The 15,578-nt window shown below is 76.2% G+C and carries 18 protein-coding genes; 10 read left to right on the top strand and 8 right to left on the bottom strand.

Features of this window, described 5'->3' with window-relative positions; all coding sequences use genetic code 11:
* Positions 1–21: 21 nt before the first annotated feature.
* Positions 22–669: a TetR/AcrR family transcriptional regulator gene (locus tag ATL51_RS26380; RefSeq protein ID WP_100880273.1), complete on the top strand. Its 648-nt coding sequence runs from the start codon at positions 22–24 to the stop codon at positions 667–669.
* Here the strand turns inward: ATL51_RS26380 and ATL51_RS26375 are convergent.
* On the bottom strand, positions 627–1,295 hold the full coding sequence (locus ATL51_RS26375) for a response regulator (RefSeq protein ID WP_100880272.1): 669 nt from the start codon (positions 1,293–1,295) through the stop codon (positions 627–629). The two genes, ATL51_RS26380 and ATL51_RS26375, sit on opposite strands and share 43 nt — an antisense overlap.
* 272 nt (positions 1,296–1,567) lie before the next feature.
* On the opposite strand from ATL51_RS26375, the gene ATL51_RS26370 reads away from it, so the two are divergent.
* The 4 genes from ATL51_RS26370 (at position 1,568) to ATL51_RS26355 (ending at position 5,090) form a co-directional block, all read left to right on the top strand.
* The gene (locus ATL51_RS26370; RefSeq protein ID WP_073573879.1) at positions 1,568–2,248 is read left to right on the top strand and encodes a GntR family transcriptional regulator; all 681 of its coding nucleotides are present in this window, start codon (positions 1,568–1,570) and stop codon (positions 2,246–2,248) included.
* Positions 2,249–2,283: 35 nt separating this feature from the next.
* Positions 2,284–2,601 carry a hypothetical protein gene (locus ATL51_RS26365; RefSeq protein WP_208623075.1) on the top strand — a complete coding sequence of 106 codons (318 nt, stop codon included), beginning with the start codon at positions 2,284–2,286 and terminating at the stop codon, positions 2,599–2,601.
* The gene (locus ATL51_RS26360) at positions 2,598–4,076 is read left to right on the top strand and encodes a sodium:solute symporter family protein (protein WP_100880271.1); all 1,479 of its coding nucleotides are present in this window, start codon (positions 2,598–2,600) and stop codon (positions 4,074–4,076) included. The genes ATL51_RS26365 and ATL51_RS26360 overlap by 4 nt, the downstream gene beginning before the upstream one ends.
* 96 nt (positions 4,077–4,172) lie before the next feature.
* Positions 4,173–5,090, top strand: a complete 918-nt coding sequence (locus ATL51_RS26355) for an oxygenase MpaB family protein (RefSeq protein ID WP_100880270.1) — start codon at positions 4,173–4,175, stop codon at positions 5,088–5,090.
* 4 nt (positions 5,091–5,094) lie between these two features.
* On the opposite strand, the gene ATL51_RS26350 is transcribed toward ATL51_RS26355, so the two are convergent.
* The 4 genes from ATL51_RS26350 to priA all read right to left on the bottom strand — a co-directional run bounded on the left by ATL51_RS26350 (position 5,095) and on the right by priA (position 7,285).
* Positions 5,095–5,298 carry a hypothetical protein gene (locus ATL51_RS26350; protein ID WP_100880269.1) on the bottom strand — a complete coding sequence of 68 codons (204 nt, stop codon included), beginning with the start codon at positions 5,296–5,298 and terminating at the stop codon, positions 5,095–5,097.
* Between the two features lie 84 nt (positions 5,299–5,382).
* Positions 5,383–5,766: a phosphoribosyl-AMP cyclohydrolase gene (hisI, locus tag ATL51_RS26345; protein ID WP_073573883.1), complete on the bottom strand. Its 384-nt coding sequence runs from the start codon at positions 5,764–5,766 to the stop codon at positions 5,383–5,385.
* A complete protein-coding gene (hisF, locus tag ATL51_RS26340) occupies positions 5,763–6,536 on the bottom strand; it encodes an imidazole glycerol phosphate synthase subunit HisF (protein ID WP_100880268.1) in 774 nt (257 codons plus the stop codon). The genes hisI and hisF overlap by 4 nt, the downstream gene beginning before the upstream one ends.
* On the bottom strand, positions 6,536–7,285 hold the full coding sequence (gene priA, locus ATL51_RS26335; protein WP_100880267.1) for a bifunctional 1-(5-phosphoribosyl)-5-((5-phosphoribosylamino)methylideneamino)imidazole-4-carboxamide isomerase/phosphoribosylanthranilate isomerase PriA: 750 nt from the start codon (positions 7,283–7,285) through the stop codon (positions 6,536–6,538). Before priA ends, hisF begins: the two co-directional genes overlap by 1 nt.
* Positions 7,286–7,322: 37 nt before the next feature.
* Here priA and ATL51_RS26330 point away from each other — a divergent pair, with 37 nt between their 5' ends.
* From ATL51_RS26330 to ATL51_RS26320, 3 genes are read left to right on the top strand one after another with little or no spacing between them, the layout of a single operon-like run.
* On the top strand, positions 7,323–8,105 hold the full coding sequence (locus ATL51_RS26330; protein ID WP_100880266.1) for a DNA-formamidopyrimidine glycosylase family protein: 783 nt from the start codon (positions 7,323–7,325) through the stop codon (positions 8,103–8,105).
* Between the two features lie 37 nt (positions 8,106–8,142).
* On the top strand, positions 8,143–8,829 hold the full coding sequence (locus ATL51_RS26325; protein WP_100880265.1) for an SDR family NAD(P)-dependent oxidoreductase: 687 nt from the start codon (positions 8,143–8,145) through the stop codon (positions 8,827–8,829).
* 55 nt (positions 8,830–8,884) lie between these two features.
* Positions 8,885–9,757 carry a DUF1707 SHOCT-like domain-containing protein gene (locus tag ATL51_RS26320; protein ID WP_100880264.1) on the top strand — a complete coding sequence of 291 codons (873 nt, stop codon included), beginning with the start codon at positions 8,885–8,887 and terminating at the stop codon, positions 9,755–9,757.
* 13 nt (positions 9,758–9,770) lie between these two features.
* On the opposite strand, the gene hisH is transcribed toward ATL51_RS26320, so the two are convergent.
* The 3 genes from hisH to ATL51_RS26305 form a co-directional block, all read right to left on the bottom strand.
* Positions 9,771–10,406 (bottom strand): imidazole glycerol phosphate synthase subunit HisH, encoded by a 636-nt coding sequence (gene hisH / locus ATL51_RS26315; protein WP_100880263.1) that lies wholly within the window; start codon positions 10,404–10,406, stop codon positions 9,771–9,773.
* Between the two features lie 61 nt (positions 10,407–10,467).
* Positions 10,468–12,849, bottom strand: a complete 2,382-nt coding sequence (locus tag ATL51_RS26310) for an ABC transporter permease (RefSeq protein ID WP_100880262.1) — start codon at positions 12,847–12,849, stop codon at positions 10,468–10,470.
* Positions 12,846–13,619, bottom strand: coding sequence for an ABC transporter ATP-binding protein (locus ATL51_RS26305; RefSeq protein WP_100880261.1), 774 nt, complete (start codon positions 13,617–13,619; stop codon positions 12,846–12,848). The genes ATL51_RS26310 and ATL51_RS26305 overlap by 4 nt, the downstream gene beginning before the upstream one ends.
* A 110-nt stretch (positions 13,620–13,729) precedes the next feature.
* Between ATL51_RS26305 and ATL51_RS26300 the strand changes: the two genes are divergently transcribed.
* Together ATL51_RS26300 and ATL51_RS26295 are read left to right on the top strand one after the other, a co-directional pair.
* A complete protein-coding gene (locus tag ATL51_RS26300; RefSeq protein WP_100880260.1) occupies positions 13,730–14,941 on the top strand; it encodes a sensor histidine kinase in 1,212 nt (403 codons plus the stop codon).
* Positions 14,932–15,576, top strand: coding sequence for a response regulator transcription factor (locus ATL51_RS26295; protein WP_100880259.1), 645 nt, complete (start codon positions 14,932–14,934; stop codon positions 15,574–15,576). Before ATL51_RS26300 ends, ATL51_RS26295 begins: the two co-directional genes overlap by 10 nt.
* The last annotated feature ends 2 nt before the right edge of the window (positions 15,577–15,578 follow it).

Below are 15,578 nucleotides of genomic sequence, written 5' to 3'. Positions count from 1 at the left end.
GCGCGGGTGAGGATGGGGCGCATGACCGATCCGAGCGCCACCGCACCCCCGGACCCGGGGGCGTCGCCACGGCGTCGTGGCCGCCGGTCCGGCGGCGCGGACACCCGGGCCGGGCTGCTCGCGGCCGCCCGCGCCGAGTTCGCCGACCGCGGCTTCGACGGCGCCACGGTCCGCCGGATCGCCGAGCGGGCCGGGGTGGACCCGGCCATGGTGAACCACTGGTTCGGCGGCAAGGAGAAGCTGTTCCTCGCCGCGCTGGACCTGCCGGTCGACCCCGGACGGATCCGGCGGATGGTGCTGGACGGCCCCGCCGACCGGGTCGGCGAGCGGATCGTGCGGGGGTTCCTGACGGTCTGGGACACCGGCGGCGGCGCCCCGATGGCGGCGGTGCTGCGCAGCGTCGCGGGTCACGACATCGCGGCCCGGATGCTGCGTGAGTTCGTCGGCGGCGCGATCCTGCGCCCGGTCACCCGGGCGCACTCCCCCGACCGGCCCGACGAGCGGGGCGCGCTCGTCGGCTCCCAGCTGATCGGGCTCGGCATGATGCGCTACGTGGTGCGGCTGGAGCCGCTGGCCTCGGCGCCGCGCGAGGACGTCGTCGCCGCGGTCGGGCCGACCGTGCAGCGCTACCTGACCGGGAACCTGGGGTCGACGAACCCCGAGGAGTAGGCGGCGACGACGGCCTGGGTCCGGCCCCGCGACCCGGTCTTGGCCAGCACCGCGGCGACGTCGGTCGTCACCGTGCCCACGTCGAGCGCCAGCTCCCCGGCGATCTCGGCGTCGGACAGCCCGCGCGCCATCAGTCGCAGCACGCCGGCCTCGCGCGCGGTCAGCCCGGCGGCGGCGAGCCGGTCGCCGTCGTCGGTGGCGAACCCGGCCACGAGCTCGCGCACCGCCGCCGGGAACAGCAGCGACTCCCCCGCGGCGACCGTGTGCACGGCCCGGACCACGTCGCGCGGCGGGGTCCGCTTCAGCAGGAAGCCACCGGCCCCGGCGCGCAGCGCGTCCAGGACGTGCCGGTCGTGGCCGAAGGTGGTGAGCACCAGCACCCGGGGCGGGCCGGGGCGGCGCAGCAGCGCCCGGGCCGCGGTGCCGCCGTCGACGGCGGGCATGCGGACGTCCATCACCACGACGTCCGGCGCCAGCCGACCGGCCAGGCCCGGCACCTCGGCGCCGTCGGCGCTCTCGCCGAGGACGGTGATGCCGGGGTCGGCATCGAGCACCGCGCGCAGACCGGTACGGATCGGCGCATCGTCGTCGACCAGCAGGACGCCGATGCTCGCGTCACCCGTCATCGCTCCCCCCGGGGCCCGTCCCCGCCCTACCGCGCCCGTCGGTGTGTCCCCGTCCCGCCACGCCGACGTGCCGGCGACGGGTCCGCCCCACATCCACGGCGACGATCGTCGCAGATCGAGACGGTCCCGGGACCCGCCGCGGAAGCGCGGCGGGCGGGAGCGACCGACGTCTCGTACACAATCGACGCCGCCGGCGCGGCGAAAGCGGCACCAATCCCTTGATAAGGATCTTCCGCCCTCCTACTTTGTACACAATCACGAAGGGGTGGGTGATGACGGCGAACCACGGAGCACCCGCGGTCGACCGCGTGCACACCGCTCTGCGGGCCGAGATCCTCGACGGTGTGCGCCCCGCGGGGTCCCGGTTGCGGGAGGAGGAGATCGCCGAGGCCCACGGCACCAGTCGCACCCCCACCCGGGAGGCGATCCGTCGCCTCGCCGCCGACGGTCTGGCCGAGCTGACCCCACGGCGCGGCGCCGTCGTACTGGCGTGGGACGACGACGACCTCGACGAGCTGTTCGACCTGCGCGTGCTGCTCGAGGGCCACGCGGCGGCCCGCGCGGCAGTCTCCGGGCGGGCCGACCTCGCGCGGATGCGGGATCTGTGCGCGGCGATGGAGGCCGTCGAGGACCCGCCCGATCACGCCGAGATCACCCGTCTCAATCTGGCGCTCCACCACGAGATCCACCGGGCAGGCGGGCGGCGCGCCCTGCGTGAGCTGGTCGGACGAGTGGTCGAGGCCCCGCTGGTACGGACGACCTTCCGCCGCTACACCGCCGAGCGGCTGGCCCGCAGTTTCGCCCAGCATCGCGAGCTCGTGGCAGCCCTCGCCGCCCGCGACCCCGAGTGGGCCCGCGCCGTCATGACCGCGCACCTCCGCGCGGCCCGCGAGGTCGTCCGCGACCGCGCAGGCCCTCCCGACCGGACCGCGGCCGCCGACCGGCGGCCGTGACCACCGACTCTCCGCCGACGACGACGAGGAGCACCGTGGACCAGCACCACCCCAGCGCCGACAGCGCCGAGACCACACCACCCGATCCCGTCATCGTCCCCGGCGGCCGCGAACCGGTGCGCCGACCGTGGCTGTTCGCCGTGCTGCTGGTGATCGTGCTGGCCGGTACCCCGCTCTGGTACCCGACCGGGACGATCCGGCCCGTCGTTCTCGGGGTGCCGCTCTGGTTCGCGATCTCCGTGGCGAGCACGTTCGCCTTCGCGGCGTTCGTCTCCTGGATCTGCTTGCGGCAGTGGAACCTGGTCGAACCGGCCGAAGAGGCGGCCCTGCGGAGCGGGGAGGCCGACCGGTGACCGAGCTCGTCTTCGCCGGCCCGAGCGGGGTGGCCATCCTCTGCGCCTACGCCGTCGTGATGCTGCTGATCGGGTGGTACGCGGGCCGCGGCGGGTCCACCGGCACAGCACGCGGCTACTTCACCGCGGGTGGCGGCCTCGGCATGGTGACGCTGTTCTTCACCCTCTACGCGACCCAGTACAGCGGGAACTCGGTCGTCGGGTACCCGCCCCAGGCGTACCGGTCGGGCTTCCTGTGGTGGCAGTCGGTCCCTTTCATGATCGCCGTCATCGCGGTGTACCTGCTGTTCGCACCCCGTCTGTACGTCGTGGCGAAGCAGAGGGGTTTCGTGACGCCGACCGACTTCGTGCGGGACCGGTTCGGCTCGACGAAGCTGTCACTGCTCACCGTGGCCCTGATGCTGTGGGGACTCGGCAACTACGTGCTGGAGCAGCTGGTCGCCATGGGCCACGCCATCGCCGGGCTGACCGGCGAGACGATCCCCTACGAGGTCGGCGTGATCGGCTTCATCGTCATCATGCTGGTCTACTCGTGGACCGGTGGGATGCGTGCCGTGGCCATGACCGACGTCCTCCAGGGCATCGCCATGCTGGTCGGGATCGGCGCACTCCTGACCGGGGTGGTGACGCTGACCGGCGGGCTCGGCACCCTCACCACGTACCTGACCGAGACCTCGCCGGAGCTGGTCGGCGTCCCGGGCACCGCGGACGCCGTCAACTGGCTCGCAATGATCGTGATGATCGGTTTCGGGGCTGCGGTCTACCCGCACGCGATCCAGCGGGTGTACTCCGCCCGCAGCGAGCGGACGCTGAAGCGGTCCCTGGCGCTGATGGCCTGGATGCCGCTGGCCACGACCGGGGTCGTGTTCGTCGTCGGCATCGCCGGCCTGCAGCTGTTCCCCGGCCTGGACACCGGTGCGTCCGAACAGCTCGTCGGTCTGATCGCCAACGAGGTCGCGGCCCAGAACACGGTCTTCTACCTGCTGATGATCCTCCTGTTCGGCGGTGTCGTGTGCGCCATCGTCTCGACGGCGGACTCCGCGGTGCTGGCGTTCTCCTCGATCGTGGCGGGCGACCTCTACGGCCGCCACGTCGCACCCGGGGCCACCGACCGACGCAAGGTACTGGTCGGCAAGCTCGTCGGTGTCGCGATGGTGTTCGGCCTGCTCGCCGTCGCCTGGAACCCGCCCGGCACGCTGTTCAGCATCTTCGTGCTGAAGTTCGAACTCATCGTCCAGCTCGCCCCGGTCTTCATCCTCGGGCTGTACTGGAGGCGGATGGCGCCCGGCCCCACGTTCTGGGGGATGCTCGCCGGGGCCGTCGTCGCGGGTGGCGCCACGCTGCTCGACCTCGGGCCGTTCGGGGGCGTCCCCGCCGGGCTGGTCGGGCTCGCCGCCAACGTCGTCATCTGCGTCGTCGGATCGATGGCGGTCACCCGCACCTCGCGTACCGAGCGGATGGGCGCCGTCATCTGACCGCCGGTGCCGCGGCCGGCGGACGATCCGGGCAGCGTCGGGTCGGATGCCGCGTGACCGGTGGCCGCCGTCCGGGCCCGGCCGCACACTGGACCCATGGTCGATCTCTCCGCCCGGCTCCCCGACGCCGTCACCGACCGGCTCGCGACCCTGCGGTCGCGGGTCGGGTCGGCGGTGTTCAGCCGGGTCGCCGGGGACGAGGGCTCCGGCCGGCGAGCCCGCATCCTCGGCGCCGAGGGACCGCGCTGGTTCGCCGAGGACGCCGCCATCCGGACGGTGCACGGCGACGCGTCGATGTTCGTCGGCGGGCTGCGGGCTTTGCTGTTGCAGTCCCTGCACCCGCTGGCCATGGCCGGGGTCGCCGGGCACTCCGGGTTCCGCGGCGACCCGTGGGGACGACTGCAGCGCACCTCGTACTTCCTGGCCGCGACGACGTTCGGGCCGGCCGAGGAGGCCGAGCGGGTGATCGCGCGGATCAAGCGGGCTCACGTCCACGTCCGCGGGACCGCGCCGGACGGGCGCCCGTACTCGGCGTCGGACCCGCACCTGCTGCGCTGGGTGCACGTCGCAGAGATCGACAGCTTCCTCTCCGCGCACGACCGCTACGGCAGCACCCCGCTCGACGCCGCGGGTCGCGATGCCTACGTGGCCGACACCGCCCGCGTCGCCCGCGAGCTGGGCGTGCCGGACCCGCCCGAGTCCACCGCGGAGCTGCGGGCACAGCTCGACGGCTACCGGCCCGAGCTGGCCGGGACACCCGCGGCCCGCGACGCCGCGCGGTTCCTGTTGTGGGAGCCGCCGCTGCCGCTCTCCGCGCGGGTGCCGTACTCGGTGCTGGCCGCTGCGTCGGTGGGGCTGATGCCGCGCTGGACGCGGATGCCGCTGCGGCTGCCGTGGCTGCCCGTCGCCGAGGCCACCGTGGTGCGGGCCGGGGGGCACGCGATCACTGCCGGGATCCGGTGGGTCACCTCGGCACCCGCCCAGCCGCCACCGATGCCGCCGGTGCACCCGTGAGCGGTCAGACCCCGCCGCCACCTCCGAGCCGGGTCACGAGGTAGGTGCGTTCCTGCTCCTCGCGGCGTGCCTCGGCCTCGGCGAGCGACTCCGGGATCGGGTCCGTGTCGTGCTCGGCGACCCACTGCTCCGGACGGATCGGCTCGGGCATGGTCCGCCAGCGGGCACGCGGGTCGTCGCCGTCCTGCGTGTTCTCTTCGGGATCCATCTCCCGAGGGTGCCCGATCCGCCCCGTCGTCGCACCGGGGGACTCACACCCGGGCGCCGTCCCCGGCGAGCAGGACGTCGGTGCTCATGCGCCGTCCCCGGCGAGCAGGACGTCGGTGTCGAAACAGGTCCGGGTCCCGGTGTGGCAGGCCGGCCCCTCCTGGTCGACGACGACGAGCACCGCGTCGCCGTCGCAGTCCAGCCGCACCTCGTGCACGTGCTGCACGTGCCCCGACGTGCCGCCCTTGACCCAGTACTCCTGTCGCGACCGCGACCAGTAGGTCCCCCGGCCGGTGGTCAGGGTGCGGTGCAGCGCCTCGTCGTCCATCCAGCCGACCATCAGGACCTCGCCGGCGCGGGACTGGACGACGGCGCAGACCAGGCCGTCGGCGTCGCGCTTGAGCCGGGCGGCGACCGCCGGGTCCAGCGCGGACTCGGCCGCGGAGAGGCGCACGCTCTGTGCCGTCATCGGATCTCGACCCCCTCGCCCCGCAGGGCGTCCTTGACCTCGCCGATCCGGAGCTGTCCGAAGTGGAACACGCTGGCGGCGAGCACCGCGTCCGCCCCGGCGCGCACGGCCGGGCCGAAGTGCTCGACCGCGCCGGCGCCGCCGGAGGCGATCACCGGGACGTCGACGACCTTCCGGACCGCGGTCAGCATCTCCAGGTCGAACCCGGCGCGGGTGCCGTCGGCGTCCATCGAGTTCAGCAGGATCTCCCCGACGCCGAGCTCCTGGCCGCGCCGGGCCCACTCGACCGCGTCGATCCCGGCGGAGCGGCGCCCGCCGTGCGTGGTGACCTCCCAGCCCGACGGCTGCGGCTCACCGCCCTCCGGGACGCGGCGGGCGTCGACCGACAGCACGATGCACTGGCTGCCGAAGCGCCGCGACATCTCGTGCAGCAGCGTGGGCCGGGCGATCGCGGCGGTGTTCACCGAGACCTTGTCCGCGCCCGCGCGCAGCATCCGGTCGACGTCGTCGGGGGTGCGGATGCCGCCGCCGACGGTCAGCGGGATGAACACCTGCTCGGCGGTGCGGCGTACCACGTCGATCATGGTGCCGCGCTCCGACGACGACGCGGTGACGTCGAGGAAGGTCAGCTCGTCGGCGCCCTCGGCGTCGTAGACCCGCGCCATCTCGACCGGGTCGCCCGCATCGCGGAGCTCCTTGAAGTTGACGCCCTTCACCACGCGCCCGGCGTCGACGTCCAGGCAGGGGATGACGCGGACCGCGACGCCCATCAGGCGCTCACCGCCCGCACGGCCGCCAGGGCCTCGGGCAGGGTGAACCGGCCGGCGTAGAGCGCCTTGCCGATGATCGAGCCCTCGATGTTCACGCCGGTCGCGGCGACCTCGGCGAGCCGGGTCAGGTCGGACACCTCCGAGATCCCCCCCGACGCGATGACCGGCGCGGTCGTGGCCTGCGCGACCTCGGTGAGCAGCTCGACGTTCGGGCCCTGCAGGGTGCCGTCCTTGGAGACGTCGGTGACGATGTAGCGGGTGGCGCCGTCGGCGTCGAGGCGGGCGAGGACCTCCCAGAGGTCGCCGCCGTCGGAGGTCCAGCCGCGCCCCGCGACCCGGCGCCGGCCGTCGATCATCTTGACGTCGAGCCCGATCGCGATCTTCTCGCCGTGCTCGGCGAGGACCCGGCGGCACCACTCGGGCTGCTCCAGCGCCGCGGTGCCGAGGTTGAGCCGGGCCGCGCCGGTGGACAGCGCGCGCTCCAGGGACTGGTCGTCGCGGATGCCGCCGGACAGCTCGACCCGCAGGTCGAGCTTCCCGACCACCTCGGCCAGCAGCTCGGCGTTCGAGCCGCGGCCGAACGCCGCGTCGAGATCGACCAGATGGACCCACTCGGCGCCGCCGGCCTGCCAGTTCAGGGCAGCGTCCAGGGGCGAGCCGTAGCCGGTCTCGGTGCCGGCCTCGCCCTGCACCAGCCGGACGGCCTGCCCGTCGACGACGTCCACCGCGGGAAGCAACGTGAAGCTCACCGCGCCAGGGTATCCGCGCCGCTCGTAGCCTCCGGGGGTGGCCGAGGGGGACAGCATCTTCCGGCTCGCGGCGCGGCTGGACGCGGCGACCGCGGGCGCGGTGATCGCACGCTCCGACGTGCGCCACCCCCGCTTCGCCGGCGCCGACCTCGCCGGGGAGGAGATCACCGGCTGGGTGCCGCGCGGCAAGCACCTGCTGGCCCGCACCGCGGGCGGCTGGACCGTGCACTCGCACCTGCGGATGTCCGGGCGGTGGTCGGTGCTGCGGCCCGGGAGGCGGCTCCCCCGCGTCGTCGCGGCCGACCTGCGGATCGCGCTGCACCTCGTCGACGGCCGCACCCTGGCCGGGATCGGGCTGCCGGTGCTGGCGGTGCTCCCGACCCGCGACGAGCACACCGTCGTCGGACACCTGGGCCCGGACCTGCTCGGCGGCACCTTCGACGGCGACGCGGCCCTCGCCCGGCTGCGCGCCGACCCCGGCCGGGCGGTGCTGGCGGCGCTGCTGGACCAGCGCGTCGTCGCCGGGCTGGGGAACATGTGGGCCCAGGAGCTGCTGTTCCTGGAGCGGATCTCCCCGTGGCGGGAGTGTTCCGCGGTCTCCGAGCCCGGCACCCTCCTCGTGCGCGGCCGCGCGCTGCTGCGCGACGCGGTCGTCCGCAACCCCGCGCAGAACACCACCGGCCGGGTCCGGCCGCGGCACTTCGTCTACGGCCGTTACCGGCGGCCCTGTCTGCGCTGCGGGACCGCGGTGGCGTTCGCGCCGCCGGAGCGCACCCCGCACGGTCGCGAGACCTGGTGGTGCCCGCGCTGCCAGCGGTGAGCGCGCGGCCGTCGCCGGTCCGCCCTACCGTCGGATCATGGAACTCTCCGGGGCGCGGACGCTGGTGGTCGGGGCGACGGGCGTGCTGGGCGGCGCGCTCACCGAGGCGCTGCGCGACCAGGGCGCGACGCTCGCGCTGGCGGGCCGCACCGATCCCTCCGGGGCCGACGGCGAGCCCACGTTCGCCGTCGACGCACTCGACCTGGAGCGCTGCGCCGCCGTCGTCGACGAGGCGGCGGACGCCCTGGGCGGGCTGGACCTGGTGCTCGTCGCGATCGGGGTGGCCGGGTTCGGGGAGGAGTCGGAGAACGACGTCGTCACCGAGCACCTGCTGACGGTCAACGCGCAGGCGCCGATGGCGATCGGCCGGGCCGCGCTCGCGCACCTCACCGACTCCGGTGGCACGCTCGCGATGATCTCGGCGATCCTGGCCGACGTGCCGACGCCGGGGATGGCGGCCTACTCGGCGTCCAAGGCGGCGCTGTCGGCGTGGCTCACCGCGACCCGCGGTGGCGTGCGCAAGCAGGGCGTGCGGGTGCTCGACGTACGGCCGCCGCACATCGAGACCGGGCTCGCCGACCGCGCCGTCGCCGGGACGGTGCCGTCCGGCATCAGAGCGGGTTCCGACGTCGCGACGCTCGTCGGACAGGTGCTCGAGGCGCTGCGCTCGGACCGGCGGACGGTGACCTTCGACCTGCGCTCCGGGGAGTACGCGCTGGGCTGAGGCGCGTTCCGCGGAACGGCCACGGTCGTCGTGCGCGGCCGTCACACTCGCCGCCGTGCCTTCCCTCCGTTCCCGCAAGCGGGCCCGTGACTCCGACCGGACCGCGACCTGCGACCGGCTCGACGTCGCCTTCGCCGAGGGCCAGATCGACGGCGTCGAGCACCGGACCCGGGTCGCCGCCGCACTGCGGGCGGCGCACATCGGTGACCTCACCGCGCTCACCGCTGACCTGCAGCTTCCCGGCGTCGGGCGAGTACGGCGAGGGCTGTCGCCGGCCCGGAGCGTGGCGGCCTCCCCCACACGGCCGGACCGGGACGCGCCGGGCTACTGGCCGGTGCGGATCGGGGTGGCCGTCGCGCTGGTCGCGGCGATGGCCGTCGCGCACGCCGTCGTCTCCCGTCCGGTGCACCGGCCACCGGTGCCGCCTCCCACGGCGGCCGCGCCCGTCCCCGTCACCGCCCCGGTCGTCGTCGAGCCGGTCGACCTGCGGACCGACCGGGGACTGACCGAGCTGGTCGCGGCCGTCCGTCGCGTCTCGGGTGGCACCGTCGTCGACTCGCTGTCGGTACGCGGCCCCGACGACGGCGGGGTTCGGATCGCCGAGCCGGGGAACCGGCGCGCGGACCGGACCTACACCTGGACGCCGGGGGCCGGGCTCACGAGGCTCGACGTCGTGTCCGCGATCGCCCGTGACCCCGATCAGCGCACCGTCGACCTGGGCGGCCTCGACACGACCGCCCTCGCGGGGCTGCTCGCCGACGCACCTCGCGCGACCGGTGTGCCCGGCGCCCGCTCCGTGCGGCTGATGGTGTTCGACCCCGGCTCGGGCCCGGCCGTCGAGATCACCTGCACGGACGGCGCGGCACGGCGCGGCACGGTGACCGCGCGACCCGACGGCAGTGGGGTCGCGGTGTTCGCCGCGTCCTGACCCGGCGGCCCGTTCAGCCCGTGACCGACCGCAGCCAGTTCTCCAGGACCGCGGCGCCGGCGTCGCCGGACTTCTCCGGGTGGAACTGGGTCGCCGACAGCGGCCCGTTCTCCACCGCGGCGACGACGTCCTCGCCGTGGTGGGTCCAGGTGACCTTCGGCGGGGCGATCGCGTGCGAGGGCTCCAGGGTCCAGCGCCGGACGCCGAACGAGTGCACGAAGTAGAAGCGGGTGTCGGCGTCCATCCCCGCGAACAGGGTGGACTCCTCCGGCATGCGGACGGTGTTCCAGCCCATGTGCGGCAGCACGTCGGCCTGGATCCGCTCGACCGTGCCGGGCCACTCGCCGCAGCCCTCGGTGTCCTCGTCGAACTCGACGCCACGCTCGAACATGACCTGCATGCCGACGCAGATCCCGAGGACCGGGCGGCCGCCGGCGAGCCGACGCCCGATGATCTGCGGGCCACGGACGGCGTGCAGGCCCTGCATGCACGCCGCGAAGGCGCCCACCCCGGGGACGACGAGACCGTCGGCCTCGGTCGCCGCGTCGAAGTCGGACGTCACGGTGACGTCCGCGCCGACGCGTTCGAGGGCGCGCTCGGCGGAGCGCAGGTTCCCGGAGCCGTAGTCGAGGACGACGATGCGTGCCACGCGACCAGCGTAGTCGCCGCCTCGCGCGGCCCCCCGCGGCCCGGGGGCGGCGCCGTGATCATCAGTACCTGTGCGCTGCTCCGCCGGACCGGCGACGGCGCTCAGGTACTGATGATGACGATCGGACCGTGCGCGCCGCGGTCACCGCACCGGCGAGGACGGCGACGAGCAGGCACGTTCCGGCGGCGAGGGCGGTCACGCCGGCGTCGGGCACCGGGGCCACCGCGGTGCCGGTGGCCGTTGACAGCCCTGAGGCGAGGGCGGCCAGGGGCGGCACGGCCACCGCCAGGCCGAGCACGATCCCGAGCGTCGCGGCCGTGCCGGTCTCGACGGCGACGGTCGCGACGATCCGGGCCCGGGTCGCCCCGGCCGCGACGAGGACGGCCAGGTCGGCCCGCCGGGTCCCGGTGGCGGCCACGACGCCCGCCGCCACGGCCAGCGCGCCGTGGCCCGCCGACACCGCGACCAGCAGCGTCGCCAGCAGGCCGGTCAGCCGGGCGTCGACGGCGTACCCGGCGGCCGCGTGGGCCGCCGCGTCCCGCACGGTGACCCCGGCCGGTGGCGGGTCGGGCACCGCGCCCACCGGCAGGAACGCCGTGCGGGTGAGGGCCGCCGGATCGTGCGCGCGCACCTGGGATCGGTCGACGACGAGGTCCCCGCGCTGCTCGTCGGGTGGCAGGATGCGCGCGACCCGCAGCGGAACGACACTGCCGTCGGCGAACCGGGCGTCGAGAATCGCGCCCCCGGCGAGGCCGAGCGCGGCGGCCGTCGGGCTGGACAGGACCACCTCCCCCGGCCGCACCAGGCCGGGGTCGGCGGTCCCGACCGCGTCGACGGCGGTCGGTCCCGCAGGTCCTCCGACGACGAGCACGGTCGGCAGCGGGATCCGGGCGCCGGGGACGGCGAGGGCATGGGCGACGTCGTCGGGCAGGCCGGGCGTGCCGTCGCGCTCCACGGTCACCTGCCCGGCGAGCTGTGCGGTCCGCTGCGCCGGGTACGCGGCGGCGGAGGTCGCGACGAGCCCGCCGAGCAGCACCGCGAACCCGACCGCGACGACCACCGGCGCGACGACCGCGCCCGCCCGCTCCGGGTTCGTCCCGAGCTCGGCGCGGACCAGCGCCACGGTGACACGGCCGCCCGGGCGAGCGGTGCCGGCCCGCGCGAGCACGCCCACCAGCGCCGGCGCGAGCAGCGCGGCCGCGACCACCGAGGCAGCGCCGGTCGCGAGGGCGAGCCCGACACGGCCGTCGCCGGTCACCGCGGCGGTCCGGACCGCGAGCAGGGCCCCGGCGGCGAGCGCGAGCAGCCCGCCGACGAGCCGGCCCCGCGCCGGTCCGCGTCCGGAACCGGTGTCGTGGACGACGTCCAGCGGCGCCGCCCGGGCCGCCCGGCGCGCCGCGGCGAGACCACCGGTGACCGCGAGCAGCACCCCGGCTGCGCCCGCGGCGGCGAGCGGCCCGGCGACGGCGGGTACCGGAGCCGGCCGTGCGGCGTCGGCGGCGACGAGCACGGCGTGCAGCGGTGCGGCCGAGACGACCGCGAGCACCGTGCCCGCCGCCACGCCGAGGACCCCGACCAGCGCGGACTCGGTGAGCACGAGGCGGCGCACCCGGCCGGGCAGCGCCCCGGCGGCACGGAGCAGGCCCAGCTCACGGCGGCGCCCCGCGACGGCCGTGGACAGCGCGGCGCCGACCACGACGACGGTCGTGACCACGGTGAGCAGCCCGAGCGCGCCGAGGAGCTGGTCGCCGCGCCACCGCACCCGGGCGTCCTGGACCGGCTCGACGGCAGCGCGGTCGTCGCCGGTCAGGACGGTCGCGCCGGGCGGCGTCGGTGGGACCGCACCGAGGATGCCGATCGTCCGCACGCCCGGGGTGAGCCGGGCGGCCACGGCGTCGTCCACCCACAGGCCGGGGCCGTCGGTGGTGCCGGAGACGACCATCGTGCGGACGGTGTCGGCGAACTGCACCGCGAGCCGGTCGCCCGGACCGACGCCGAGCGTGCGCGGGACGAGGGCCTCGGCCGGGCCGCGGGGACGCTCGCCGGCCGTGACGCGGTGGCCGCCGAGGGCGAGCGACGCGACACCGTGACCGCCCTCCAGGTCGTCGGGGTCGCCCACCGGGCGTCCGCCGGGCAACGCGACCGCGGGGAACGTGCGGTCGGGCACCGCGGTCGTGCCGGGCGTCGCCGCGAGGCTGGCGGCGAGGGCGTCGGCCGCCGGGACGCTCCAGGGGATCCGCCCGTGCGAGCGCGGGGTCGTCGACGTCGCGACCGGCGGGGCGACGACCAGCGCGGACGTGACCGCGAGGCGTTCCTGCACCGCGGGGCGGGACGCGGCAGCGGCGAGCAGCACCGCCCCCAGCAGCCCGACCCCGACGGCGACGGCGAGGACCGCGGCGAGGAGCTCCCGCCACCGGCCGCGCACGCTCGCGACGGCGATCACCGGACACCGTCCCCGGCCGGCCCGGCGGGCCCGGTGAGCCGGTGCGCGACCGCGGCCGCGGCCGCACGGTCCCCGGGTGGGCCGGGCACCGGGAACCGGTCGGCGAGGCGCCCGTCGCGCAGCACCACGACCTCGTCGGCCCAGGCCGCGGCCGCCGGGTCGTGGGTGACCATCAGCGTCGTCGCGCCGCCGTCGACGGCGCAGCGGCGGAGCAGCGCCAGCACTCCGGTGGACGCGGCCGAGTCGAGCGCGCCGGTCGGCTCGTCGGCGAACAGCACCGCGGGCCGGGTGAACAGGGCGCGCGCGATCGCGACGCGCTGCTGCTGCCCGCCGGACAGCTGGGCCGGACGGTGCCCGGCCCGGTCGGCCAGCCCGACCTCGTCGAGGGCCGCGGCGACGGCGCGGCGCTCGACCCGGCGCCCGGCGAGCCGCGCGGGCAGGGCGACGTTCTGGGCCGCAGTCAGCGCGGCGACCAGGTTGAACGTCTGGAACACGACGGCGGTGCGCTCCCGGCGGGCCAGCGTGCGTCGCCGTTCGGACAGCGCCGCCAGGTCGGTGCCGCCGAGCAGCACGCGGCCCGACGTGGGGACGAGCAGCCCGGCAGCGCAGTGGAGCAGGGTCGACTTGCCCGATCCCGACGGGCCCATCACGGCGGCCACGGTGCCGGGCCGGGGCCGCAGCGAGACCCCGGCCAGTGCGCGGACCGGGGGCGCCCCGCGGGGGCGGTGGACGTGGTGCAGGTCGTGGAGCTCGATCGTCGTGGTCGGCATGTGCCGAGTGGACCGCCGGGGCCGGGTCCCACGCGGTCACCCGGACGGGAGTTCCGGGGTAGTGCCTGCGCTACCGCGCCCGGAGCGGGTGTCCGGCTACGTTGCCCGGCGTGCGGATCGTGACGGCCTGGCAGGCGGTGGACCAGCAGCCGCTGCGGTTCCTCGCGACGGCGTGGCCGTGGCGCTCGCTGGCCTTCCTCCTGACCGGTGCGCTGCTGGGGGCCGGGCTCGTCGGCGTCGTCGCGGTCGTGACGTCCGGGCTCGTCCTCGGCGGACCGTGGGTCGCCGCCGGCACCGCCGTCGTCCTGGTGGTGTCCGTGGGCCTGGCGGGCCGGCCGCTCGCCGTTCTGGAGCGGGCCCGGTTGCGCCTGGTCGACACCGCACCGCTGCCGGCCCCGCCGCGCCCCGCCGGGCGGTGGTGGTCGGCGGCCCGGTGGCGGGCCCCGCTGACCCGGCGCGAGATCGGGTTCGCGCTGCTCGCCGCGACCGCGCTGGCCGCGCTCGACGCCGGCGTCCTCGGCTTCTCCCTGGTCCTGCCGGTGCTGCTGTTCGTCTCCCCCGTCGACGACCCGACCGCCTGGCCGCTTGTCGCCCTCGGGGTCCTGCTGCTCGCCGCGACCCCGCGGACGGTCACCGCGTGGGCCGGGGCACGGGCGACCCTGACCCGCACCGTCCTCGGTCCGCGCGGCACCGAGCTGGGCCCCGACCTGTCCGACGTCTCGACCCGGCGGCTGCTGGGCGCGTTCGCGACCGAACGGGCCCGGATCGAACGGGACCTGCACGACGGCGCCCAGCAACGGCTCGTCGCGCTCGGGGTGACCCTCGGTCTGGCCCGCCTCGACGCCGTCGACGGCTCGGCCTGCGCGGCACGGCTCGACACGGCCCGCGACGAGCTCGGGCTGGCGCTGACCGAGCTGCGTGACCTGGTCCGGGGGCTCGACCCGGCGACGCTGGCCGACAACGGGCTCGCCGTGGCCGTCGCGGACCGGGCCCGGCGCTGCCCGGTGCCGGTCGAGGTGGACCTGCACCTGCCCGCCGAGCTGCCCCCGGCCGTCGCCGGGACCGCGTACTTCGTGCTCACCGAGGCGCTCACCAACATCGCCCGCCACAGCGGTGCCACCACCGCCTCGATCGGCGGGGGCCGGCACGCCGACCAGCTCGTCCTGGAGGTCCGCGACGACGGCCGGGGCGGCGCCGACCCGGCGGGCGGGACCGGTCTGTCCGGGCTCGCCGAGCGGGTCGCCCTCGCCGGCGGCCGGCTGCGACTGTCCAGCCCAATGGGCGGACCGACCCTGCTGCGGGTGGAGCTGCCGTGCGGGTGACCGTCGCCGAGGACTCCGTGCTGGTGCGCGACGGGATCGTCGGGGTGCTGACGCGGTTCTCCCACACCGTCGTCGGCGCGGTCGGCGACGCCCCGGCTCTGCTGGCGGCGGTCCGGGCCGACCGGCCCGACCTGGTCCTGACCGACGTCCGGATGCCCGCGGGCCCGGAGAGCGGGCTGCGGGCCGCGGTGGAGCTGCGCCGGGCCGACCCCGGCCTGCCCGTGCTGGTGCTGTCCCAGGTGGTCGCCCCGGTCGCCGCGGAGGAGCTGCTCGACACCGGCGACGGTGCCGGTGTCGGCTACCTGCTGAAGGACCGGGTGGCCGACGTGGCCGGGTTCGTCGCCGCCGTCGAACGGGTCGGCACGGGCGGGACGGTGCTGGATCCCGAGGTGGTGGCCCGGCTGGTGCGCCGACGCCGTGATCCGGTCGCGCGGCTGTCCCCGCGCGAGCGCGAGGTCCTGGATCTGATGGCGCAGGACCGGTCCAACGCCGAGGTCGCCGCAGAACTGGTGTTATCCGACGCAGCGGTGAACAAGCACGTCCGGTCGGTGTTCACCAAGCTCGACCTGCCCGCGGACGTCTCCGGGCACCGTCGGGTGCTGGCGGTGCTCGCCTGGCTGCGGTCGGCGGGCTGACA

The sequence above is a fragment of the Pseudonocardia alni genome (assembly GCF_002813375.1).
Taxonomy (GTDB): domain Bacteria; phylum Actinomycetota; class Actinomycetes; order Mycobacteriales; family Pseudonocardiaceae; genus Pseudonocardia; species Pseudonocardia alni.
Note: the sequence above shows the minus strand (reverse complement) of the source record. Positions and strands in the feature narration are given on the sequence as shown.